Genomic DNA, 21,845 nt, shown 5'->3' on the forward strand with positions numbered 1-21,845 from the left:
GCGAGGTCAGCACCCGTGCCGCGGCATGAACCGGAGCGCACCTGCATCGTCACCCGCGAGGCGCAAAGCCCCGCGGGCCTGATCCGCTTTGTCCTCGGGCCCGGCCATCAGGTCGTTCCCGATCTTAGGCACAAGCTTCCCGGCCGGGGCGTCTGGGTGACGGCCCGGTCCGATCTGGTGGAAGAGGCCGTCAAGCGCCGCCTCTTCTCCCGTGCGTTCAAGACGGAGGCTTTGGCCCCCGAGACCCTCGTCCAGGACATCGAGCGCCTGCTCCGGGACGACATGAGACAGGCGCTCGCCCTCGCCAACAAGGCGGGCTGCGTCGTCACCGGCTTCCAGAAAGTCGAGGCGGCGATCACGGATAAGCCCATCGTTGCCCTTATTCATGCCGCAGAGGCGGCCGAAGATGGGCGAAGAAAATTGGCGAACCCGTTGCGAAAACGTCTCGGCGGGGCAATATCTAGCTTTCCGGTCGTCCAAGTATTGTCAAATGACGAATTGGATTTGGCATTGGGCCGGTCACATGTGATACATGCTGCCCTCGTCGCGGGCGCTGGGAGCGACGGCTTTCTGAACCGCTGGCATCGTTACCGCAGCTATTGCGGCATCGGAGCCGATCCATCTGGCCTCGGAGACGAGACCGGCGAACCCACGATTTTGAAACCCGCAGGAACATTAGCGGAATGAGTGATACGAAAAACCAGGGCGACAAGACTCTCCACGTGTCGTCCAAGACGCTGTCTCTGAAGCGCCCAGTCGAGCAAGGCACGGTGCGCCAAAGCTTCTCCCATGGTCGTTCGAAGGCGGTCGTGGTCGAGACCGTCAAGCGTCGCCCTGCCGTCGGCCCCGGTGGGGCGAAGGATGACAAGCCGGCCGCCTCCCAGGCTGCAGCCCCCGCTGCCGCACCGAAGGCGGCTGCGCCGGCGGGACGGCCCGCGGCTCCCCAGGGCGGACGCCCGCAGCGCTCCGGCCCCTCCTCCAACGCGCCCCGGTCCGGCGTGGTGCTGCAGACGCTCTCCGATCAGGAGCGCGATGCCCGCATGAACGCCCTGGCCGATGCCCGTCGCCGCGAAGAGGAAGAGCGCCGGCGCCAGGCCGAAGAAGCGTCCCGTCGCGCCGAGCGTGAGGCGGCGGAAGCCAAGGACCGCGAAGCGGCCGAAGCCCGCAAGCGTGAGGAAGAGGAGCGCCGTCGCCAGGACGAGGAGCGCAAGCACCGCGCCGAGACCGAGGCCCGTCGCCGTCTGGGCGAGGAAGCAGCCCCTGCCGCCGCTCCCGTACAGGCCCGTACTCCCGCTCCGGCGCAGCCCCGCGACCGTGCGCCGGCTCCGCGCCAGGACGGCGCCCCCCGCGGCGAAGGCCGTCCCGGCGGTTTCCGCCAGGATGGTCCGCGTCAGGACGGCCCGCGCCAGGGCGGTCCCCGGCAGGATGGCCAGCGTTCCGGCGGTTTCCGCTCGGACGGGCCCCGGGAAGGCCGTCCCGGTGGCGGTTTCCGCTCCGATGGACCTCGGGAAGGCCGCCCCGGCGGCTTCCGGTCCGACGGACCGCGCCCTGAGGGCCGCTCCGGCGGCTTCGGTGGTGGTCCGCGTGCCACCGGCGGCACCGCCGGCGGCCGTCCCCCGAGCCTCAACCACATGGCCCGTCCCGCTGCCCCGGCGATCCCTGATCCCGCAACGGCCAAGCCGAATGCCCGCACGGCTCCGCCGGTCGCGGCCCGTGGCCCGGCGGTCGATATGGACGACGATGAGGCACCGCGGACAGCCCGCCGTCCCGGCGCGGCCAAGCCCGTCGCCCCCCCTAAGGCCCCGAGGGCCGTGCCCGGCGAGGAGCGCCGTCGCGGCCGCCTGACGCTTGCCACTGCGACCTCGGACGACGACGAGCGCACCCGTTCGCTCGCCGCCTTCCGTCGCCGCAACCAGCGTCTGATGGGCCACCGCCAGGTCGAGCAGAAGGAAAAGATCACCCGCGAGGTGACGATTCCGGAGACGATCACCATCCAGGAGCTCGCCAACCGCATGTCGGAGCGCGCCGTGGACGTGATCAAGTTCCTGATGAAACAGGGACAGATGCACAAGATCACGGACGTGATCGACGCCGATACCGCGCAGCTCGTCGCGGAGGAGCTCGGCCACACGGTGAAGCGCGTCGCGGAATCGGACGTCGAGGAAGGCCTGTTCGACACGCCGGACACCGACGAGAACCTCTCGTCCCGTCCGCCCGTGGTCACCATCATGGGCCACGTCGACCACGGCAAGACCTCGCTGCTCGACGCGATCCGCAAGACCAACGTGGTCTCCGGAGAGGCCGGCGGCATCACGCAGCATATCGGCGCCTACCAGGTGACGTCGCCGCTCGGCGGTAAGATCACCTTCATCGACACCCCCGGCCACGCAGCCTTCACGGCCATGCGCGCCCGCGGCGCCAAGGTGACGGACATCGTCGTGCTCGTGGTGGCGGCCGATGACGGCGTCATGCCCCAGACCATCGAGGCGATCACCCACGCGCAGGCGGCCGGTGTGCCGCTGATCGTGGCGATCAACAAGGTGGACAAGCCCGACGCCAACCCGCAGCGGGTGCGCACCGAACTTCTCCAGCACTCGATCGTCGTGGAATCCATGGGCGGCGAGACCCTCGAATTCGAGGTGTCGGCCAAGACCGGCCAGGGCCTCGACAGCATGCTCGAAGGTCTCCAGCTCCAGGCCGAGATTCTCGACCTGAAGGCCAACCCGGGCCGCTCGGCCGAAGGCACCGTCATCGAGGCCAAGCTCGATCGCGGTCGCGGCCCTGTGGCGACGGTTCTCGTCCAGCGCGGCACGCTGCACACCGGAGACATCGTGGTGGCGGGCGCCGAATGGGGCCGCGTGCGTGCGCTGATCAACGATCAGAGCGCCAGCGTGAGAGAGGCCGGACCGTCGGTTCCTGTCGAGGTTCTGGGCTTCAACGGCACGCCGGAGGCGGGCGACCGCGTCGCGGTGGTCGAATCCGAGGCTCGGGCCCGTGAGGTCACCGAGTACCGCACCCGTCAGAAGCGCGAACGCGCCGCAGCCCGCATGGGTTCGGCCGGACGCACGCTGGTCGACATGATGCGCGACCTCAAGGCCGGAGCCGGCCGCAAGGAGTTCCCGCTCGTGATCCGGGCGGACGTGCAGGGCTCGGCGGAAGCGATCGCCGGCGCCCTCGAGAAGGTCGGCAACGAGGAAGTGGGTGCCCGCATCATCCAGGCCGGCGTCGGCGCGATCTCGGAATCCGACGTCACGCTGGCGGAGGCCTCAGGCGCCATCATCCTCGGCTTCAACGTGCGCGCCCACAAGGAAGCGCGCGAGGCGGCCGAACGGTCCGGCATCGAGATCCGCTACTACAACATCATCTACGACCTCGTGGATGACGTGAAAGCGGCGATGTCCGGACTGCTCGCTCCGACGCTGCGCGAGGAGCGGCTCGGCGAGGCGCAGATCCTCGAGGTGTTCAACGTGTCCAAGGTCGGCAAGGTCGCGGGCTGCCGCGTCACCGACGGCGTGGTGCAGCGCGGCGCCCATGTCCGCCTCATCCGCGACAACGTGGTCATCCACGAGGGCAAGCTGTCCCAGCTCAAGCGCTTCAAGGACGACGCCCGCGAGGTCACCTCCGGTCAGGAATGCGGCATGGCCTTCGAGAACTATCAGGACATGCGCACCGGCGACGTGATCGAATGCTACCGCGTGGAAGAGGTGAAGCGGTCGCTGTAAGCCGCTCGCCTTCCCTTATTAGAACCAATGCGTCATCACCGGGCTTGTCCCGGTGATCTCGCTTTGGCGAGGGGACTTCCTATTCAACTGGGATGGCCGGGAAAAACCCGGCCATGCCCCCGAATGATCCGGTCCAATCCCGGAGGATGACCATGGCAAAACGTTTCGAACAAACCACCGGCCCGTCCCAGCGCCAGCAGCGCGTGGCCGAGCTCGTACGGCACGCTCTGGCGGAGGTGCTCTCGCGCGGCGATCTGCAGGACGAGGTGCTGACGAAGAATGTCATCACGATTCCCGAAGTGCGCATGTCGCCGGACCTGAAGCTCGCGACCGCCTACGTGATGCCTCTCGGCGGCAAGGACGAGGACGCGGTCATCAAGGCGCTCGAGAAGAACAAGAAGGTTCTGCGCCAGGAAGTCGCCCGCCGGGTGAACCTGAAATTCGCCCCCGACCTGCGCTTCCGCCGCGACGAGAGCTTCGACGAGGCGGCCCGCATCGACGCGCTCCTGCGCTCCGAACGCGTGGCGCGCGACACCGGCAAGCCCGGCGTCGATGTAAACGACGACGATAACGACGAGTGAGCGCGATGACCGACAACCGCAACGAAGAGCGCCCTCACCGCCGCCCTCACGGCGACCGACCGAAAAAGCGCGACATCAATGGCTGGATCATCCTCGACAAGGGCGTCGGGATGACCTCGACCCATGCGGTCGCCGTCGTCAAGCGCGCGTTTTCCGCCAAGAAGGCGGGCCACGCGGGCACCCTCGATCCCCTCGCTTCCGGCATCCTGCCGATCGCGCTGGGCGAGGCCACGAAGACCGTGCCGTTCATCATGGACGGTCGCAAATCCTACGTGTTCACCGTCGCCTGGGGAGCGGAGACTAATACCGACGACACCGAGGGCGATGTCGTGGAGCGCACCGACACAGTCCCGGAGGCCTCGGAGATCGAGGCGCTTCTGCCGCGCTTCACCGGCCCCATTCAGCAGGTGCCGCCGCGTTTCTCCGCCATCAAGATCCAGGGTGAACGGGCCTACGACCTCGCCCGCGACGGCGAAGTGGTGGAGCTGCAGCCCCGCACCGTCGAGATCGACCGCCTCGCCCTCGTGCATCACCACGGCAACCGTTCGGTGATCGAGGCCGATTGCGGCAAGGGCACCTATGTGCGGGCCATCGCCCGCGATCTCGGCCGTGCGCTCGGCTGCCTCGGCCATATCGCGGCGCTCCGGCGCACGCGGGTCGGCCCCTTCAGCGAGCACGACGCGGTGGCGGCGGACGACCTCACCACGAACCCGGCGGCGCTTCGCGCCGTGGAAACGGCCTTGAGCGAGCTTCCGTCCGTGGCCGTGAGCCGTGACATGGCCGCCCGCCTCATGCGCGGCCAGTCCATCATCCTGCGCGGCCGCGAGGCTCCGCTTGCCGGCAAGGCCTATGCCACCTGCAACGGTGTCCTGGTCGCCGTGGGCGACATCGAGCGCGGCGAACTCGTGCCGCACCGGGTGTTCAATCTGGGGGCTTGAAGAGCCTCGCGTCCGTCATCACCGGCTTCGTGCCGGTGATCTCGACGGGGGAAGGGCGCCGCTTCTCTCGAAAGAGACGGCCGGGACGAGCCCGGCCGAGACGGGAAGCGGCCTTCCATGAAAGGTCTCACCGGTCCGCCTTCAGTCCCTGCGCTTCGCGCATCAGGTATTTCTGCGTGATCGGCTCGATCATGTCCCGGATGAGCTGAGCGGTTTTCTCCTCCTCCCGGAGGGTCTCCTGGAGTGCCGGGATGAAGCGCTGGTGGCCGGCGGCTTCCGCCATGGCGATCAGCGACTTGTAGGACGCGATCTCGAAATTCTCGAAAGCGTGGTTGGCGAAGGTGTTCTTGAGAACCTCGTCGGCCATGGGCATGTGGCCGGCGGCGGCCATGTTGGCCATGAACTGGGTCGCCATGTCCTTCAGGAGCGAGCGGTCCTCGCCGAAGGTGTGCAACATCTCGTCGAGGCGGCGCACCTGGCCCTCGGTCTCGCGGATATGGGTGCGCAGCAGGTCCGACATTTCCGGGTAGTTCTCGAAGCGCTCCACCTGGCGCTGCATCAGCTGCAGCGCTTCCTTCTCGAGGGCGTGGGCGTTCTGAAGGCCCGTTATGAAAATGTTCTTCACGGTCTCGTTGGACGACAGGTCGGTCATGCCGAGAGTGCTGGCGGTCATGGTTTCGACTTCCTATATGAGGGGTATCTCAGTCACCAACAGTGACCGCCGAAACTTGTTCCAGACGAGATCGCGGATCCCTGCCATCCCCTTGCTAGGCTTGGCAAAAAGGATTTCGCTGGCACTTATCCGCAATTGGTGTATGGTGCGCCCGTTTTCCAAGGGCCCGCCCTTGGATGAAGGCCGTCCCGACGACGGACCGCGCTGGACGACATCCCGGCCCGGCCCTTCCCGGACGAACCCGACCTTCCAGCCCCATGGCGCTGTCATTGGGCCAAGGTCCCTATCGAAAAGCAAACCTGAAAGGACATGCGATGTCGATTACGGCTGAGCGCAAGAACGCGCTCGTGAAAGAATTCGCGCAGAAGGCTGGCGATACGGGCTCCCCCGAGGTGCAAGTCGCCATTCTGACCGAGCGAATCAACAACCTGACCGGTCACTTCAAGACCCACACGAAGGACAACCACTCCCGTCGTGGCCTCCTGAAGCTCGTCTCCTCGCGTCGCTCGCTCCTCGACTATCTGAAGAAGAAGGACGAGAGCCGCTACCGGACCCTGATCGAGAAGCTCGGCATCCGCCGCTAAGCTTTCGCACGACTTCCGTCCGGAGCACGGCTCCGGACGGTTCTTCCGGACGAGATCGAAAGCATCGTGTCCGGTTTACGAAGAACGGATCGGATGAGAGATATCCGACCGGTTCGCTCCGGCGTTGGTGAGACTTCAAGGAAAAGTCCCGGCGTCCCTTTGAGGAGACGGATGACGCGATGACCATGGCAGGATCGCAAGAGGCTTGGCGGAGCGGGCTTTCCCGCTTCACGAGCTTCTTGCCGTCTTGCTCATGGCATCGAGCCCCCGCTCCTGCTGTCATGAAAGACGAAACATGTTCGATACACAACGCGAAGAACTGATCTGGGGTGGGCGCAAGCTCACGCTCGAAACCGGCCACATGGCCCGCCAGGCCGATGGCGCCGTGGTCGCCACCTACGGCGAGACCACCGTGCTCGCCACCGTCGTCTCGGCCAAGGAGCCGAAGGCCGGCGTCGACTTCTTCCCGCTCACGGTGAACTACCAGGAACGCGCCTACGCGGCCGGCCGCATTCCGGGCGGCTACTTCAAGCGCGAGGGCCGTCCGTCCGAGAAGGAGACCCTGGTCTCCCGCCTCATCGACCGCCCGATCCGCCCCCTCTTCGTCGAGGGCTACAGGAACGACACCCAAGTGGTCGTGACCGTGCTCTCGCACGATCTCGAAAACGATCCTGACATCGTCGGCATGGTGGCCGCCTCGGCTGCGCTGACCCTCTCGGGCGTTCCCTTCATGGGTCCGGTGGGCGCGGCCCGCGTCGGCTACATCGGTGGCCAGTACAGGTTGAACCCGCCGCTCCAGGAGATGGACCAGACCTCCCTCGATCTCGTGGTCGCCGGCACCACCGACGCCGTGCTCATGGTCGAGTCCGAGGCGAAGGAACTGGCCGAGGACGTGATGCTCGGCGCCGTGATGTTCGGCCACAAGCACTTCCAGCCGGTGATCGAGGCCATCATCCGCCTCGCCGAAAAGGCCGCCAAGGAGCCGCGCGACTTCCAGCCGGCCGACATCTCCGACGTGGAGAAGGCCGTTCTCGACATCGCCGAGAAGGATCTGCGCGAAGCCTACAAGATCACCAAGAAGCAGGACCGCTACGCCGCCGTCGACGCCGTGAAGGCGAAGGTGATGGAGGCTCTCGTTCCGGCCGAAGGTGAGGCCCGGTTCGACGCCGAGAAGGTCAAGGCTGTCTTCAAGGAAGTCCAGGCCAAGATCGTGCGCTGGAACATCCTCGACGAGGGCAAGCGCATCGACGGCCGCGATCTGACCACCGTTCGTCCGATCGTGTCGGAAGTGGGCGTCCTGCCCCGGACCCACGGCTCCGCGATCTTCACCCGCGGCGAGACGCAGGCTCTCGTGGTGGCGACGCTGGGCACCGGCGAGGACGAGCAGTTCATCGACGAACTGGAGGGCACCCGCAAGGAGACCTTCCTGCTGCACTATAACTTCCCGCCCTATTCCGTCGGCGAGACGGGCCGCATGGGCTCGCCCGGCCGCCGCGAGATCGGTCACGGCAAGCTCGCTTGGCGCGCCATCCACCCGATGCTGCCGGCCTCCCACGAGTTCCCCTACACGATCCGCGTCGTGTCGGAGATCACGGAATCGAACGGCTCCTCGTCGATGGCCACGGTCTGCGGCTCCTCGCTCGCCCTGATGGACGCGGGCGTTCCCCTGCGCCGTCCGGTGGCGGGCATCGCCATGGGCCTCATCCTCGAGGGTGAGCGCTATGCGGTTCTGTCCGACATCCTCGGCGACGAGGATCACCTCGGCGACATGGACTTCAAGGTGGCGGGCACCGAGCAGGGCATCACCTCGCTCCAGATGGACATCAAGATTGCCGGCATCACCGAGGAGATCATGCGCGTCGCGCTCGATCAGGCCAAGGAAGGTCGCGCTCACATCCTGGGCGAGATGAACAAGGCCCTGACCGCTCCGCGCGCCGAACTCGGCGAGCACGCGCCGCGCATCGAGACGATGCAGATCCCGGTCGACAAGATCCGCGAAGTTATCGGCTCGGGCGGCAAGGTCATCCGCGAGATCGTGGAGAAGACCGGCGCCAAGATCGACATCAACGACGACGGCCTCATCAAGATCGCCTCGGCCGACGGCAAGTCGATCAAGGCCGCCTACAACTGGATCCGCTCCATCGTGGCGGAGCCGGAAGTCGGCGTGATCTACGACGGCACGGTCGTGAAGGTGATGGAGTTCGGCGCCTTCGTGAACTTCTTCGGTTCCCGCGACGGCCTCGTGCACATCTCGGAGCTCGCCAAGAACCGCGTCGCCAAGGTGACGGACGTGGTCAAGGAAGGCGACAAGGTGAAGGTGAAGTTCCTCGGCATGGACGAGCGCGGCAAGGTCCGTCTGTCCATGAAGGTGGTCAACCAGGAGACCGGTGAGGACATTACCGAGCAGCTCAAGGCCGAGCGCGACGCCGAGAAGGCGCAGCGCGACCAGCAGAAGGCCGCGAACGCCGGCGAGTAAGCTCAAGGCTTCATTGTGAAGACGAGAAAGGCGCGGCCTCGGCCGCGCCTTTTTCTTTTTCGGAATGCAGGCCTCACTTCAGAGGAAGATAGATATCCGTCCGCAGATCGGTCGGCGGCGTGTCGCGCGGGCTGTTGAGATACTCCTCGAACATCGGGGCATCGGCAGCATCCCGCTCCGAGGAGGGCAGCCACCGGCCGTAGAGCCAGTCATAGGCGGCCCGCATGTCCCCGTAGGGTCCCTTGTATTTCAGAACCGCGTAATCCCCGCCGCGGACATGCGTCCGCATCAGAGGCTGTTCGACCGGACACGGCTCCTCCATGACGACACCGGCCTGCGACCGCAGCTCGGGCTCGGGAACGCTCGTCGGATCGTCGAGATAGACGCCGACCATGCGCAGACCCGGCCTGATCAGATGGCGGGAGGCCAAGGTGGTGAAGAGCAGATCGAAGCTCTTGCCGATGTTCATATACGCGCCGCGGTGATCGACGGCGGTCAGGCTCATGGCGGGAACTTGGACAAGGCGACATCGTACATGGCTTGGACATCCTGAGGGGTCGAGGCTTTGAAGATCGCGTGACCGCCGACCTCGCGATACCGGCCGGGCGGCATCCCGAAGGCGCGCTGAACGCGCGGTTGAACGAGGCTTGTCTGTCGTAATGCGCCCGCGCCGCGATCTGCGAAATCGGTTTCTCGGTGTGAGCCAGTTCGGCGGCCCGCTGCAACCTCAGGCGCTTGACGGTGGCCGTGACCGTTTCGCCGAAACGGGCGTGATAGATCCGACGCCAGTGATAGGGCGACAGGCAGGCGATCTCGGCAAGATCATCGATCCTGAGGTCTTCATCCAGATGATCATGGATGTGGGCCGAAACGCGCGCGAGGCGCTGTGGGTAGCTTTCCGGAACCGGTTCTTCCATCGTCCGCCCTCGATTGAACTCTTTCGTCCGATCTTAAGCGGGCGCTTTGACAAATCCTGCGGTTTTCGGGCGGGCTCCCGCCCTACCCTTTCCGCTCCGACAGGGTGAACCAGCCCACGCCCAGGATGACCAGGGCGGCGCCGAGCCATTCGGAACCGCTCACCGTGTCGCCGAGCACCACCATGGCGAGCACGATCGTCACGACCGGGCTGAGCATGCCGATGGTGGCGTTGGCCTGGGCGGAGATCTGCTTGAGGGCGGCGCTTAAGAAAAACGACGGCAGGACGGTCGCGCCGAAGGCCAGCGCCAGGCCGATGCCCCACAGTTTGGGCGAGACGAGGATAGCCTGGAACGGGTGGGTCACCAGGAACTGGAGGATGACCGCGACGCCCGCCGCGCCCATGGCCACGCAGGTGAAGAGCTGCGGGCCGATCCTCATGATCAGGGGCTTGGCCAATAATTGATAGAGCGCGAACGTGACCGCGGCGGAAAGCACGTAGAGGGCGCCTGTCCCCGCGGCGGCGCCGACGGACACCATGTTCTGCACGAAGAGCAGCGCCAGACCGGCATAGCTGACCGCGAAGGCCAGAAGCGCCTTGGGCCTGATGGGCTGGCGAAAGAAGGCGGCGCCGAACAGCACCACGAAGAGCGGATAGGTGAAGAGGATGAGGCGCTCGAAATGCGCCGAGATGTATTCCAGGCCCTTGAAGTCGAGATAGCTCGACATCCAGTAGCCGACGAGCCCGACCCCCGCCATGCGCAGCATCAGCGTTCCGTCCGGCAGGGATTCTCCCTTGGCGCGCATCTGGGTCAGGGCATGGAGGCCGATGACCAGGTAGAACGGCAGGGACAGGATCATGCGCAGGGCCAAGGCGGTTTCCGCGTCGATGCCCTCGGCGTAGGCGAGCTTGATGATGATGCCCTTGGAGGCGAACAAAGCCGCGCCGATGGCCGCCATGGCATAGCCCGCATAGGGGGGACGCTTCGCCTCTGCAGGACCCTTTGCCCCTGAAGGATTCTTCGCCCCTGAAGGATTCTTGGCCTCTTCCGGGCGCTTGGCGTCATTCGCGGTCGCATCCGGGGACGGGGCAGGATTCGACGGAGCAGGGTTCATGGCAGGGTTCCTCGGCCCGCAAGCTCTTTCACAGGACCCTGAAGGGCACAAGGCTGCGCCGCGCATCCCTCCGTTGCGGCGCGAGCGAAGCAGGGATATGCCTTGGCTGCATCACTTCAGGAGGCGTATTCATGCCGGCAACGATCTCCAGCCTCGCGGAACTCGAAGCGCTCTACGGTCTGCCGGCCGAGGCCTCGATCCTGAAGGAATCGCGCCGGATCATGCCCGAATACCGCGCCTTCATCGAGGCCGCGCCCTTCGTGGCGCTCGCCACGCGCGGCCCCGAGGGGCTCGATTGCTCGCCGCGCGGCGACGGGCCCGGCTTCGTGCGGGTCCAGGACGACAGGACCCTGCTGATGCCGGACCGGCGCGGCAACAACCGCATCGACTCGCTGCGCAACATCGTGCGCGATCCGCATGTGGCGCTGCTGTTCCTGATTCCCGGAGTCGGGGAGACGATCCGCGTGAACGGCCGCGCGGTGATTTCGGTCGACCCTGCCCTGCTCGAAGGCTTCGCGGTCGACGACAAGGGGCCGAAATCGGTGATCGCGATCACGGTCGAGACGATCTTTTTCCAGTGCGCCCGCGCGATCCTGCGCTCGGAGCTGTGGAATCCGCAAAACCACGTGCCGCGCGAGGCCCTGCCGAGCGCAGGCCAAATCCTGGCATCCTTGAGCGGCAGGCGCTTCGACGGCGAGGCCTATGACAAGGCCCTGCCCGAGCGGCAAAGGACGACGCTGTACTGATCTTGACCTCGAGCCCGTCACCCCCGAAAAAGCCGGTCTCTCCTTTTCGACAAGCGCAAGGACATTTCATGACGATCCAACGCATCAAGCCCGGCCCCCGCATGAGCGGCGCCGTCGTTCACGGCAACACGGTCTATCTCGCGGGCCAAGTCGCCAGCCAGAGCGCGGGCAAGAGCGTCACCGAGCAGACGCAGGAGATCCTCACGATCATCGACAGCCTGCTGGCCGAGGCCGGCACCGACAAGTCGAAGATCCTGATGGCCAATATCTGGTTGACCGACATGAACACGTTCCAGGAGATGAACGCCGTGTGGGATGCCTGGGTCTCCCCCGGCAACACCCCTGCCCGCGCCACCGTCGAGGCGAAGCTGGCGGCTCCCGCTTTCAAGGTGGAGATCGCCGTCATTGCGGCGAAATAGGGCTCGATGAATTGCCGCGTGCGGGCGCGCACGGAATCTTGCGCCCGCATGACTCATGATAACCTTACATTGGGCCAACAAATGAGGTTATCGTGTCCCGAACTGTTGCCTTTACCGGAATAAGCTCCATCGATGCCCTTCTGTCGGGCTTCGCCTGGGACGAAACCCAGCTGACGATCGCTTTCCCGACCAGTGCCGCCAGTTACGGGACCAACTATGCCAACGGGGAAAACCTGAACAATTTCAGTGCCGTGAACCAAGCGCAACAGTTCGCTCTCGCCGATGCGGCCATCTATGTGGACCACTACACGAATCTGAGTTTCACCGAAGGTCAGCCGAACGAGTTCGCCCATATCCGGTTTGCCATGTCGGGCACTCCAGACACGGCCCACGCCTATTTTCCCAGCGGGACGGCCCAGGACGGCGACATCTGGATGAATCCCAATGGGGGTCCGACATTCCAGTCTCCCACTCTCGGCAACTGGGGTTACGCGACCGTCTTTCACGAGTTCGGCCATGCCTTGGGCCTGCAGCACGGCCATCAAGAAAGCCCGGGCGATGGGGTATTCCTGCCATCGGCCGAGGACAACTGGAACTACTCCATCATGACGTACCGGAGCTATACCGGCGCGCAGACGGATTTCGTTCGGGGCAACGTGCAGAGCGACAATCCGACCACCTTCATGCAGAACGACATCGCCGCTCTTCAATACATGTACGGCGCCAATTTCAACGCCAATGCGGGGAATACGGTCTACAGCTGGAGTCCGACCACGGGCCAGTTCACGGTCAACGGCGTGAGTTGGGGCACGCCGCTCGCGAACAAAATCTTCATGACTGTCTGGGACGGCAACGGAATCGATACGTACAATCTCTCCGCCTACAGGACCAATCTCGTCATCAATCTTCTGCCGGGCGCCTTCTCCACCTTCAGCAGGGCGCAGGTGGCGGATCTCGACGGGAGTGCTACCTACCGCCCTGCCCTCGGCAACGTTGCCAATGCCCGCCTATACCAGGGCGATCTGCGGTCTCTGATCGAGAACGCTGTCGGCGGGAGCGGAAGCGACCGGATCACCGGGAACGTGGCCCGTAATACTTTGACCGGGAACGCAGGCAACGACAGTCTCAGCGGCGGTTCCGGCAACGACACGCTCGACGGCGGCACGGGTAAGGACGTGCTCAGCGGAGGTTCGGGCAGCGACAGCTTCATCTTCAAGAGCCACAAGCCGGGCAGCAGCTATTTTGACAAGGTCACGGACTTCAACCGGACTTACGATGGATATTTGAAACTCGACAATCAGTACCTGTCGAAGCTGGGCGGCACAGGAAAACTGAGCAGCTCCAAATTCGTGCTCGGCACGGCGGCCAAGGATACGGGCGACCGCCTGATCTACGACAAGACCAAGGGCTATCTCTATTACGATCCGGACGGCACCGGCACGGCAGCCAAGCAGCTCGTCCTTTACCTCACCAACAAGGCCAGTCTGAGCTCTTCGGATATCTACGTCGTCTGATCGGCCGATTTCGTCAAAAAGCCCTTCGATGACGTCTCTCATCGAAGGGCTCGCTTGGTTTGGCCTGTTGTCAGGCGTCTCGGTCCAACGCCTTAGGGGCAGGGATGGCGCTGGCCGTCGTAACCCAGATAGGTGCCCGAAGCCGGATCGTAGGAGCGGTAGCGCTGCGCGCAATAGGCCGCGGTGTTGTTGCCATAGACGGGAGCAGCCTGAGCCTGCGACCCGGCGATGGCGCCGCCGATGATGGCACCCGTGGCCAGACCGAGAGCGCCGGCGGCGAGCGCATCGCCACGGTCACGACGGTAGTAGCGGCGGCCCGGGTAATAGCGACGCTCCACATAGCGGCCGCGCGGATAGTAGCGGCGTTCCACATAGCGGCGGCGATACTGCACGTAATCCGACTTCACGTCGCCCTTCTGAACGGCGGCAACGAGGTCATTGACCGGGGCGGTCTGCGCCTCGGCCGCCGAAGCGGGAGCGCCGAGCCCGAAGGCGCCGAGAGCCGCCGTGGCGGCAAGGGCCATGAACATCTTACGCATGGGGTAACTCCTCCAAGTCATCGCGTGTTGAGGGTCGAACGCATCACATGAGGAGGTCGTTCCCCACCGTGGCATTATTGACTAACGGCTCTCGCGAAAACGTGAGGCCGTTCCGGCCGAGGCATCCTCGTCTCGCGGAGCGGGAGCAGGGGCGCGGCCCTCCCGCGCCCTCGCCTGCCCCGTCGGGCACAGATCGAGAATGGCGCAGCGCCCGCAGGCGGGATTGCTGAAGAAGCAGCAGCGCTGCCCGTGGAGCATCATCACCTCGTGATTGTCGTAGACGGATTGTGCGTCCCATTCGGGCGGGAGCAGAGCGAAGAGAACCGCATGGGACGGCCCTACGGCCACGCTGCGGGCGATCAGCCCCGTGCGCACGGCGACGCGATGATGATGGCTGTCGACCGGCAGCGCGGCCTTCCGCAGGGTGGAGAAGGACAGAACGGCCGCGCTCGTCTTCGGTCCGATCCCCGGAATGCTCTCGAGCCAGGCGCGCGCTTCCTCCACCGGCATCTCCTTGAGGAAATCGAGGGACAGGCTGCCGTGCCGCTCCTCGATCGCCCGCAGCACCGCCTGCAATCGCGGCGCCTTCTGCTCCGGCCAGGTCACGCCCTGGATCGTTTCCTCGACCTCCTCCGTCGGCGCGTTCATCAACGCCGCCCAATCCGCATAGCGCGCGCGCAGGGCCTTGAAGGCGCGGCCCGAATCCGCATTGCGGGTGCGATGCGACAGGAGCGATGAGATCAGCTCGCTCAACGGATCGAAGGAGTGGAAATAAGGGATCGGGCAGCCATAGACCGCGCAAAGGCGCTCGTGAATGGCGAGGGCCTTCGCTTTCAGATCCTGCAGCTCCGGATTCATCCCGAGGCAAGTCCCGGATCCGGGAAGTGGTTCCCTGCCCTCCCCGTCATGGCGTCCCCGAACCTGATCCGGAGACGTCGACAGGATGGGTTTTCAACTCACAGAATGAACCGGCTCAGATCCGTGTTCTTGGCGAGCGTTTCCACCTCGCCGCGCACATAGGCCGCGTTGATGGTGACCGTCTCGCCCGAGCGGTCGGGCGCCGTGAAGGACACGTCGTCCAGCACGCGCTCCAGCACCGTCTGCAGGCGGCGTGCGCCGATGTTCTCGACCGTGCTGTTGACCTCCACGGCCACCTGCGCGAGCGCGTCGATGGCATCGTCCGTGAACACGAGGTCCACGCCCTCCGTCTTCATCAGCGCCACGGATTGCTTGATGAGGCTCGCTTCCGTCTCGGTCAGGATGCGCTTGAAATCCTCGACGGTGAGCGGCGAGAGCTCCACGCGGATCGGCAACCGGCCCTGCAGCTCCGGCAGCAGGTCCGACGGCTTCGAGACGTGGAAGGCGCCCGACGCGATGAAGAGAATGTGGTCCGTCTTCACCGATCCGTATTTCGTCGAGACGGTGGTGCCTTCGATGAGCGGCAGCAGATCGCGCTGCACGCCCTCGCGCGACACGTCCGCGCCGGAGCGGCCCTCGCGGGCGCAGATCTTGTCGATCTCGTCGAGGAACACGATGCCGTTGTTCTCCACCTGGCGCAGGGCTTCCTGCACGATGGCGTCCTGGTCGAGCATCTTGTCGGCTTCTTCGGTCACGAGCGGATCATAGGCCTCGCGCACGGTGGTGCGGCGCGTCTTGCGCTGGCCGCCGAACGCCTTGCCGAACATGTCCGAGAGGTTGATCGCGCCCACCGATGCGCCCGGCATGCCGGGGATCTCGAACATGGGCAATCCCCCACCGCCGGATTGCTGCAGCTCGATCTCGATCTCCTTGTCGTCGAGCTCGTTGTTGCGCAGTTTCCGGCGGAACGCATCGCGCGTGGCAGCACTCGCGGTCGAGCCCACGAGCGCGTCGAGCACACGCTCTTCCGCCGCCACATGGGCCTTAGCCTGCACCTGACGGCGACGCTCGTCCTTCACGAGGCCGATGCCGATCTCCACGAGATCGCGCACGATCTGCTCCACGTCGCGGCCCACATAGCCGACTTCCGTGAACTTCGTCGCTTCCACCTTCATGAAGGGCGCACCCGCGAGCTTGGCGAGACGGCGGGAGATCTCCGTCTTGCCGCAGCCCGTGGGGCCGATCATCAGGATGTTCTTCGGCGCGACTTCCTCACGCAGCGAACCTTCGAGCTGCTGACGCCGCCAGCGATTGCGCAGCGCGATCGCGACGGCGCGCTTCGCGTCGTTCTGGCCGACGATGTAGCGGTCGAGTTCTGAAACGATTTCGCGGGGAGAGAATGTGGTCATGAGATGTCTTGGCTCAACGGCTCTTGGCTCAACAGATTGTCGTGGCTCCCGGACCGGTTCCGGGGATCCGCCTCGTCCATGCCGGCAAGGGCATGGACGGTCGGGGCGGGCGATCAGGTTTCATCCAGCGTTTCGATGACGATGTTCGCGTTCGTGTAGACGCAGATTTCGGCCGCGATCGCGAGGGAGCGGCGGACGATGGTTTCGGCGTCGCGATCGCTGTCGGCGAGCGCCCGCGCGGCGGCGAGCGCGTAATTGCCCCCCGAGCCGATGGCCGCGATGCCGTTTTCCGGCTCGAGCACGTCACCCGCGCCGGAGAGCAGCAGTCCCACCTCCTTGTCGGCCACGAGCATCATGGCTTCGAGGCGGCGCAGGTAACGATCGGTGCGCCAGTCCTTGGTCAGCTCCACGCAGGCTCGGGTGAGCTGGCCGGGATATTGCTCGAGCTTGGCTTCGAGCCGCTCGAAGAGGGTAAAGGCATCGGCCGTCGAGCCGGCGAAGCCGCCGATCACCGCGCCCTTGGAGAGGCGGCGCACCTTGCGCGCATTGCCCTTCACGATGGTCTGGCCCAGGCTGACCTGGCCGTCGCCGCCGATGACGACGCGGCCGCCTTTGCGGACCATGAGGATCGTAGTGGCATGCATGCTGCGGGGGGCGGCGTCTTCGGACACGAGGCGAACTCCAGCGGACGGGGAGGGGACGGATGCCCCTGACTTAATCACTCCCTGTCCAAAAGCAACGCGGGTAGCGTTTCCCGCGCGCTCTTGGTAGAAGGCCCCGTCCCAATCTCCGCAAAGGATTGTCATGATGCGCTCCGCGAGCGTCAGCCGTCGCACCGCCGAGACCGATGTGGCCGTATCGATTGCCCTCGACGGCACCGGCAAGGCCGAGATCGCCACGGGAGTCGGCTTCCTCGACCATATGCTGGAACTCTTTGCCCGCCACGCTCTGTTCGACCTGACCGTGAAGGTGACGGGCGACCTGCACGTGGACCAGCATCATACGGCGGAGGATACGGGCATCGCGCTGGGCCAGGCCGTCTTGAAGGCGCTTGGCGATAAAAAGGGCATCGCCCGCTACGCGGACATCCACCTGCCGATGGACGAGACGCTGACCCGGATCGCCCTCGACATCTCGGGCCGCCCGTTCCTGGTCTTCCGCACGTCCTTCCCGACGGAGAAGATCGGCGTGTTCGACACCGAGCTGGTGCGCGAGTTCTTCCAAGCCTTCGCCGTGCAGGCGGGGCTGACCCTTCATGTGGAGACGCTCTACGGAGAGAACAGCCATCATATCGCCGAGAGCTGCTTCAAGGGTCTGGCACGGGCCTTGCGTCAGGCCGTCGCCATGGACCCAAGGGAAGAGGGGCGCGTTCCCTCCACCAAGGGAACGCTCTAGAGGATCGGACGCAAAAGTGCGAAGCGGTTTTGCGGGAAAGATACGACTGAAAAGTGCTGTAAGTTCAAGCAGGAGACACCTTGCCCGCCATGTTGTCCGGCGGGGCAGGGCTTGAGGAAACGACGCCATGACCACCTATACCCTGCACCTTCCGCGCGATGCGCGGCCGGGTGATCCGGCTGCTTTGGAGGACGCGGAGCTCGTGAAGGATGCGTTCTCCTGGGGCGCCTTCTTCTTCACCTTTCTCTGGTTCTTCTTTCACCGGCTGTGGCTCGCGGGTATCGCCGTCCTGGTGCTGGTCTTCGCCTTCGGCTGGCTCCTGCAGCTCTTGAACGTCCATGAGGCGGCCGGCACCGTGGCGGCACTGCTCCTGCAGGCGCTGATCGGCCTCGAGGCCAGCAGCCTCAGGCGATGGACGCTCTCGCGTCACGGCTATGGGCTGGCGGACGTGGTCACGGCCGCCGACCGGGACGAAGCGGAAGCCAAGGCCTTCGCCCGCTGGCTCGCGCATCGCCCGGCCACGCTTGCCGCCCGCAATCCGGCCCCTGCGCCGGTTCCCCCCACCCTGAGAAGGCCCGATTCCGTGATCGGCCTCTTTCCCGATGCGGAGCGTCCCCGGTGAGCGTCGCCATCATCGATTACGGTTCGGGCAACCTGCATTCCGCCGCCAAGGCCTTCGAACGCGCGGCCCGCGACGCCGGTGTCGGCGAGACCATCGCCGTCACATCCGATCCGACCGCCGTGTCGAAGGCCGGCCGGATCGTGCTGCCGGGGGTCGGTGCCTTCGCAGATTGCCGCCGCGGCCTCGATTCCGTGCCCGGCATGGTGGAGGTGCTCCAGCGCCGCGTGCGGGAGGAGGGTGTTCCTTTCTTCGGCATCTGCGTGGGCATGCAGCTCATGGCGACCCGCGGCCTCGAGCACGTCACGAGCGACGGTCTGGACTGGATCCATGGCGACGTGAAGCCCATCGCGCCGGCGGATCCAGCGCTCAAGGTGCCGCATATGGGCTGGAACACGCTTGAACTCGCTAAATCCCATCCGCTGATGGAGGGCATTCCCACCGGCCCGCAGGGACTGCACGCGTATTTCGTGCATTCCTATGCGCTCGCCCCGGAGGATCCGTCCGACGTCGTCGCCACCACCGATTATGGCGGGCCGGTGACGGCCATCGTGGGCCGCGACAACATCGTCGGCACTCAGTTTCACCCCGAAAAGAGCCAGGCGCTCGGCCTCAAGCTCATCGCCAATTTCCTGAGGTGGCGCCCGTGATCCTCTATCCCGCAATCGACCTGAAGGAAGGGCGCTGCGTTCGCCTGATCCAGGGCGACATGGACCAGGCGACCGTCTTCAACGACGACCCCGCCGACCAGGCCGCGACCTTCGAAGCCCAGGGCTTCGAGTGGCTGCACGTGGTCGATCTCGACGGCGCCTTCGCGGGCAAGCCCATGAATGCGTCCGCCGTGGAGGGTATCCTCAGGCGTGTGACGATCCCGGTGCAGCTCGGCGGCGGCATCCGCGACATGAAGACCGTCGAGGGCTGGCTGTCCAAGGGCGTCACCCGCGTGATCATCGGCACGGCCGCCGTGCGCGACCCCGCCTTCGTGCGCGAAGCCGCGCGCCTCCATCCGGGCAAGATCGCGGTGGGCATCGACGCGAAGGACGGCCTCGTGGCCGTGGAGGGCTGGGCCCAGACCTCGACCCTGTCGGCGGAGGAACTCGGCCGCCGCTTCGAGGATGCGGGCGTCGCCGCCATCATCTACACGGACATCGCCCGCGACGGCATCCTCAAGGGCCTCAACTTCCCGATGACCCTGGGCCTTGCCCGCGCAGTCTCGATTCCGGTCATCGCCTCGGGCGGTCTCGCCTCCATGGCCGATATCGAGCGTCTCACACAGCCCGATTGCGCCGTGCTCAACGGCGCCATTTCCGGCCGCGCGCTCTATGACGGGCGCATCGATCCGGAACAGGCGCTGGCGCTGCTGCGCTCCGCCCGCAAGGAAAATGCCTGATGCTGAAAGTGCGTCTCATTCCCTGCCTCGACGTGAAGGACGGGCGCGTCGTGAAGGGCGTGCAGTTCGTCGATCTCGTCGATGCGGGCGATCCGGTGGAAGCGGCCAAGGCCTATGACGCGGCAGGCGCCGACGAGCTCTGCTTCCTCGACATCACCGCGAGCCACGAGGCGCGCGGCATCCTGCTCGACGTGGTGCAGCGGACGGCAGAGGCCTGCTTCATGCCGCTCACCGTCGGCGGCGGCGTGCGCACGGTGGAGGATATCCGCCGGCTCCTGCTCGCGGGCGCCGACAAGGTATCGATCAACACCGCCGCCGTGAAGAACCCGAACTTCGTGCGGGAGGCTGCGGAGAAATTCGGCGCGCAGTGCATCGTCGTCGCCATCGACGCCAAGACGGTCTCGGGCGAGGGCGAGCCGCCGCGCTGGGAGATCTTCACCCATGGCGGGCGCAACGCCACGGGCGTCGACGCCATCGCATTCGCCAGGCAGGTGGCCGAGCTCGGGGCAGGGGAGCTCCTCGTCACCTCCATGGACCGGGACGGCACCAAGGGCGGCTACGACCTGGCGCTCGTGCGCGCCATCGCCGACGCGGTCCCGGTGCCCGTGATCGCCTCCGGAGGCGTCGGCAATCTCGATCATCTGGTCGATGGGGTCGAGAAGGGCCATGCCAGCGCCGTGCTGGCGGCCTCCATCTTCCATTTCGGCACGCATACGATTTCCGAGGCGAAGAGCTACATGGCCGGGAAGGGGCTGCGGATGCGGCTGGACGAGCCGACGCAGGGTCCTGCGGATCGGCATTGATGCGGTTTCGACGACGACCCGCAGCTCCAGACGACATGAAGGAATTCAGCTCATGACGATCTCCAACGAGGACGATCTGAACAAGCTCCAGGACATCGGCAGGATCGTCGCCAATGCCCTCGAGGCCATGGCTGCGGCGCTGGAGCCCGGCATGACGACGGCGGATCTCGATCTGATCGGCCGCAGGCTCCTCGAAATGGCGGGCGCCCGGTCCGGCCCGGAGATGACCTACGGTTTTCCGGGTGCAACCTGCATCAGCGTGAACGAGCAGATCGCTCATGGCATTCCCGGACCCCGGCGCATCGAAGCGGGCGATCTCGTGAATATTGACATCTCCGCGGAAAAGAACGGCGTTTTTGCCGATACCGGTGCGTCTTTCGCCGTTCCGCCGGTCACGAACGCCACCAAGCGGCTCTGCCGGGACGGCCGTCGCGCCATGTGGGTGGGATTGCGCCAGGTGGGCGCCAACAAGCCGATTTCGGGGATCGGCCAAGCCATCGGGCAATTCGCTGAAAAGAACGGCTATACCTTGGTGCGGAACCTGGCGAGCCACGGCATCGGCTATTCTCTTCACGAAGAGCCGGGAGAAATCCCCACCTGGCCGGACCGCTCCGAGCGGCGGGTCATGAATGAGGGATTGGTGTTCACCGTCGAGCCGTTTCTGTCGCTCGGCGCGAATTGGGCAACCGACGGCGATGACGAATGGACGCTGCTGAGCGATCCCCGCGCACCGACGGTCCAGTACGAGCACACGGTCGTCGCCACGCGCAGCGGTCCCCTCATCGTCACGTTACCGGGCTAGTTCCACCATGACCTCCTTCACCCTCGACGACCTTGCCTGCATCGTGGCCCAGCGCGCCGCAGCACCCGCGTCCGAATCCTATACGGCCAAGCTCCTGAGCGAGGGGCCCGCGAAAGCGGCCAAGAAGCTGGGCGAGGAGGCGGTGGAGGCCGCGCTCGCCGCCGTCCAGGGCGACCGGCAGAATCTGACCGCCGAGGCGGCCGACGTGCTGTATCATCTTTTGGTCGTGTTGCAGGGCGCGGATATTCCGCTAAGTGACGTCATGGCCGAATTGGAGCGCCGCACCGCGCAATCGGGGCTCGCCGAGAAGGCCGCGCGCCAGTCGTGACCTGACGTCGCGACGTCA

At 65.6% G+C, this 21,845-nt stretch carries 23 protein-coding genes and 1 pseudogene; 17 read left to right on the forward strand and 7 right to left on the reverse strand.

What is annotated here, in order from left to right:
• Positions 1-15 precede the first annotated feature (15 nt).
• From E4K09_RS27510 to truB, 4 genes are all read left to right on the forward strand, one after another.
• Positions 16-687 (forward strand): RNA-binding protein, encoded by a 672-nt coding sequence (locus E4K09_RS27510; protein ID WP_134500785.1) that lies wholly within the window; start codon positions 16-18, stop codon positions 685-687.
• The gene (infB, locus tag E4K09_RS27515; protein ID WP_134500786.1) at positions 684-3,722 is read left to right on the forward strand and encodes a translation initiation factor IF-2; all 3,039 of its coding nucleotides are present in this window, start codon (positions 684-686) and stop codon (positions 3,720-3,722) included. The genes E4K09_RS27510 and infB overlap by 4 nt, the downstream gene beginning before the upstream one ends.
• Positions 3,723-3,874: 152 nt before the next feature.
• Positions 3,875-4,303 (forward strand): 30S ribosome-binding factor RbfA, encoded by a 429-nt coding sequence (gene rbfA / locus E4K09_RS27520; protein ID WP_134500787.1) that lies wholly within the window; start codon positions 3,875-3,877, stop codon positions 4,301-4,303.
• 5 nt (positions 4,304-4,308) lie between these two features.
• Positions 4,309-5,241, forward strand: a complete 933-nt coding sequence (truB, locus tag E4K09_RS27525) for a tRNA pseudouridine(55) synthase TruB (protein ID WP_134500788.1) — start codon at positions 4,309-4,311, stop codon at positions 5,239-5,241.
• A gap of 127 nt (positions 5,242-5,368) precedes the next feature.
• Here the strand turns inward: truB and E4K09_RS27530 are convergent, their stop codons facing one another.
• Positions 5,369-5,914, reverse strand: coding sequence for a ferritin-like domain-containing protein (locus E4K09_RS27530; protein WP_134500789.1), 546 nt, complete (start codon positions 5,912-5,914; stop codon positions 5,369-5,371).
• Between the two features lie 314 nt (positions 5,915-6,228).
• Here E4K09_RS27530 and rpsO point away from each other — a divergent pair, with 314 nt between their 5' ends.
• Positions 6,229-6,498 (forward strand): 30S ribosomal protein S15, encoded by a 270-nt coding sequence (rpsO, locus tag E4K09_RS27535; RefSeq protein ID WP_134500790.1) that lies wholly within the window; start codon positions 6,229-6,231, stop codon positions 6,496-6,498.
• 295 nt (positions 6,499-6,793) lie between these two features.
• A complete protein-coding gene (gene pnp, locus E4K09_RS27540) occupies positions 6,794-8,974 on the forward strand; it encodes a polyribonucleotide nucleotidyltransferase (protein ID WP_134500791.1) in 2,181 nt (726 codons plus the stop codon).
• 73 nt (positions 8,975-9,047) lie between these two features.
• Here pnp and E4K09_RS27545 read toward each other — a convergent pair.
• Positions 9,048-9,753, reverse strand: a pseudogene (locus E4K09_RS27545) (AraC family transcriptional regulator).
• On the opposite strand from E4K09_RS27545, the gene E4K09_RS30580 reads away from it, so the two are divergent.
• Positions 9,634-9,999, forward strand: coding sequence for a hypothetical protein (locus tag E4K09_RS30580; protein ID WP_244610743.1), 366 nt, complete (start codon positions 9,634-9,636; stop codon positions 9,997-9,999). The pseudogene E4K09_RS27545 and the gene E4K09_RS30580 sit on opposite strands and share 120 nt — an antisense overlap.
• Here E4K09_RS30580 and E4K09_RS27550 read toward each other — a convergent pair.
• Entirely contained in the window at positions 9,974-11,005 is a 1,032-nt protein-coding gene (locus E4K09_RS27550) for a DMT family transporter (protein ID WP_134500792.1), read from the reverse strand. The genes E4K09_RS30580 and E4K09_RS27550 overlap by 26 nt on opposite strands.
• 131 nt (positions 11,006-11,136) lie before the next feature.
• Here E4K09_RS27550 and E4K09_RS27555 point away from each other — a divergent pair, with 131 nt between their 5' ends.
• The 3 genes from E4K09_RS27555 to E4K09_RS27565 all read left to right on the forward strand — a co-directional run bounded on the left by E4K09_RS27555 (position 11,137) and on the right by E4K09_RS27565 (position 13,684).
• Positions 11,137-11,751: a pyridoxamine 5'-phosphate oxidase family protein gene (locus E4K09_RS27555; RefSeq protein ID WP_134500793.1), complete on the forward strand. Its 615-nt coding sequence runs from the start codon at positions 11,137-11,139 to the stop codon at positions 11,749-11,751.
• 68 nt (positions 11,752-11,819) lie between these two features.
• Entirely contained in the window at positions 11,820-12,170 is a 351-nt protein-coding gene (locus E4K09_RS27560; protein ID WP_134500794.1) for a RidA family protein, read from the forward strand.
• A gap of 92 nt (positions 12,171-12,262) precedes the next feature.
• On the forward strand, positions 12,263-13,684 hold the full coding sequence (locus tag E4K09_RS27565; RefSeq protein WP_134500795.1) for a M10 family metallopeptidase: 1,422 nt from the start codon (positions 12,263-12,265) through the stop codon (positions 13,682-13,684).
• A gap of 92 nt (positions 13,685-13,776) precedes the next feature.
• On the opposite strand, the gene E4K09_RS27570 is transcribed toward E4K09_RS27565, so the two are convergent.
• The 4 genes from E4K09_RS27570 to hslV form a co-directional block, all read right to left on the reverse strand.
• Complete coding sequence (locus tag E4K09_RS27570; RefSeq protein WP_244610726.1) at positions 13,777-14,223, reverse strand: BA14K family protein; 447 nt, start codon at positions 14,221-14,223, stop codon at positions 13,777-13,779.
• An 81-nt stretch (positions 14,224-14,304) separates the two neighbouring features.
• Positions 14,305-15,081 (reverse strand): endonuclease III domain-containing protein, encoded by a 777-nt coding sequence (locus E4K09_RS27575; RefSeq protein ID WP_134500796.1) that lies wholly within the window; start codon positions 15,079-15,081, stop codon positions 14,305-14,307.
• A 98-nt stretch (positions 15,082-15,179) separates the two neighbouring features.
• The gene (hslU, locus tag E4K09_RS27580; RefSeq protein ID WP_134500797.1) at positions 15,180-16,490 is read right to left on the reverse strand and encodes an ATP-dependent protease ATPase subunit HslU; all 1,311 of its coding nucleotides are present in this window, start codon (positions 16,488-16,490) and stop codon (positions 15,180-15,182) included.
• 113 nt (positions 16,491-16,603) lie between these two features.
• Complete coding sequence (hslV, locus tag E4K09_RS27585) at positions 16,604-17,134, reverse strand: ATP-dependent protease subunit HslV (protein ID WP_134500965.1); 531 nt, start codon at positions 17,132-17,134, stop codon at positions 16,604-16,606.
• Between the two features lie 163 nt (positions 17,135-17,297).
• On the opposite strand from hslV, the gene hisB reads away from it, so the two are divergent.
• The 7 genes from hisB to E4K09_RS27620 all read left to right on the forward strand — a co-directional run bounded on the left by hisB (position 17,298) and on the right by E4K09_RS27620 (position 21,827).
• Positions 17,298-17,885 carry an imidazoleglycerol-phosphate dehydratase HisB gene (hisB, locus tag E4K09_RS27590; protein ID WP_134500798.1) on the forward strand — a complete coding sequence of 196 codons (588 nt, stop codon included), beginning with the start codon at positions 17,298-17,300 and terminating at the stop codon, positions 17,883-17,885.
• A 127-nt stretch (positions 17,886-18,012) separates the two neighbouring features.
• Entirely contained in the window at positions 18,013-18,507 is a 495-nt protein-coding gene (locus E4K09_RS27595) for a DUF2628 domain-containing protein (RefSeq protein ID WP_134500799.1), read from the forward strand.
• A complete protein-coding gene (gene hisH, locus E4K09_RS27600) occupies positions 18,504-19,154 on the forward strand; it encodes an imidazole glycerol phosphate synthase subunit HisH (RefSeq protein ID WP_134500800.1) in 651 nt (216 codons plus the stop codon). The genes E4K09_RS27595 and hisH overlap by 4 nt, the downstream gene beginning before the upstream one ends.
• Positions 19,142-19,894, forward strand: coding sequence for a 1-(5-phosphoribosyl)-5-[(5-phosphoribosylamino)methylideneamino]imidazole-4-carboxamide isomerase (gene hisA, locus E4K09_RS27605; RefSeq protein WP_134500801.1), 753 nt, complete (start codon positions 19,142-19,144; stop codon positions 19,892-19,894). Before hisH ends, hisA begins: the two co-directional genes overlap by 13 nt.
• On the forward strand, positions 19,894-20,697 hold the full coding sequence (hisF, locus tag E4K09_RS27610) for an imidazole glycerol phosphate synthase subunit HisF (protein WP_134500802.1): 804 nt from the start codon (positions 19,894-19,896) through the stop codon (positions 20,695-20,697). Before hisA ends, hisF begins: the two co-directional genes overlap by 1 nt.
• Before the next feature lie 52 nt (positions 20,698-20,749).
• Positions 20,750-21,499 (forward strand): type I methionyl aminopeptidase, encoded by a 750-nt coding sequence (gene map, locus E4K09_RS27615; protein ID WP_134500803.1) that lies wholly within the window; start codon positions 20,750-20,752, stop codon positions 21,497-21,499.
• Positions 21,500-21,506: 7 nt separating this feature from the next.
• The gene (locus tag E4K09_RS27620) at positions 21,507-21,827 is read left to right on the forward strand and encodes a phosphoribosyl-ATP diphosphatase (RefSeq protein WP_134500804.1); all 321 of its coding nucleotides are present in this window, start codon (positions 21,507-21,509) and stop codon (positions 21,825-21,827) included.
• Positions 21,828-21,845: the final 18 nt, after the last annotated feature.

The sequence above is a fragment of the Microvirga pakistanensis genome (assembly GCF_004458765.1).
Classification (GTDB): domain Bacteria; phylum Pseudomonadota; class Alphaproteobacteria; order Rhizobiales; family Beijerinckiaceae; genus Microvirga; species Microvirga pakistanensis.

Bases quoted from the DNA above. Each gene is read 5' to 3' on its own strand.
- E4K09_RS27595 (WP_134500799.1), top strand. From the start codon at position 18,013: ATGACCACCTATACCCTGCACCTTCCGCGCGATGCGCGGCCGGGTGAT.
- E4K09_RS27560 (WP_134500794.1), top strand. From the start codon at position 11,820: ATGACGATCCAACGCATCAAGCCCGGCCCCCGCATGAGCGGCGCCGTC.
- E4K09_RS30580 (WP_244610743.1), top strand. From the start codon at position 9,634: ATGCGCCCGCGCCGCGATCTGCGAAATCGGTTTCTCGGTGTGAGCCAG.
- pnp (WP_134500791.1), top strand. From the start codon at position 6,794: ATGTTCGATACACAACGCGAAGAACTGATCTGGGGTGGGCGCAAGCTC.
- E4K09_RS27575 (WP_134500796.1), bottom strand. From the start codon at position 15,081: ATGAATCCGGAGCTGCAGGATCTGAAAGCGAAGGCCCTCGCCATTCAC.
- rbfA (WP_134500787.1), top strand. From the start codon at position 3,875: ATGGCAAAACGTTTCGAACAAACCACCGGCCCGTCCCAGCGCCAGCAG.
- map (WP_134500803.1), top strand. From the start codon at position 20,750: ATGACGATCTCCAACGAGGACGATCTGAACAAGCTCCAGGACATCGGC.
- hslU (WP_134500797.1), bottom strand. From the start codon at position 16,490: ATGACCACATTCTCTCCCCGCGAAATCGTTTCAGAACTCGACCGCTAC.
- E4K09_RS27620 (WP_134500804.1), top strand. From the start codon at position 21,507: ATGACCTCCTTCACCCTCGACGACCTTGCCTGCATCGTGGCCCAGCGC.
- hslV (WP_134500965.1), bottom strand. From the start codon at position 17,134: ATGCATGCCACTACGATCCTCATGGTCCGCAAAGGCGGCCGCGTCGTC.
- infB (WP_134500786.1), top strand. From the start codon at position 684: ATGAGTGATACGAAAAACCAGGGCGACAAGACTCTCCACGTGTCGTCC.
- truB (WP_134500788.1), top strand. From the start codon at position 4,309: ATGACCGACAACCGCAACGAAGAGCGCCCTCACCGCCGCCCTCACGGC.
- E4K09_RS27530 (WP_134500789.1), bottom strand. From the start codon at position 5,914: ATGACCGCCAGCACTCTCGGCATGACCGACCTGTCGTCCAACGAGACC.
- hisF (WP_134500802.1), top strand. From the start codon at position 19,894: ATGCTGAAAGTGCGTCTCATTCCCTGCCTCGACGTGAAGGACGGGCGC.
- hisB (WP_134500798.1), top strand. From the start codon at position 17,298: ATGCGCTCCGCGAGCGTCAGCCGTCGCACCGCCGAGACCGATGTGGCC.
- E4K09_RS27550 (WP_134500792.1), bottom strand. From the start codon at position 11,005: ATGAACCCTGCTCCGTCGAATCCTGCCCCGTCCCCGGATGCGACCGCG.
- rpsO (WP_134500790.1), top strand. From the start codon at position 6,229: ATGTCGATTACGGCTGAGCGCAAGAACGCGCTCGTGAAAGAATTCGCG.
- E4K09_RS27555 (WP_134500793.1), top strand. From the start codon at position 11,137: ATGCCGGCAACGATCTCCAGCCTCGCGGAACTCGAAGCGCTCTACGGT.
- E4K09_RS27570 (WP_244610726.1), bottom strand. From the start codon at position 14,223: ATGCGTAAGATGTTCATGGCCCTTGCCGCCACGGCGGCTCTCGGCGCC.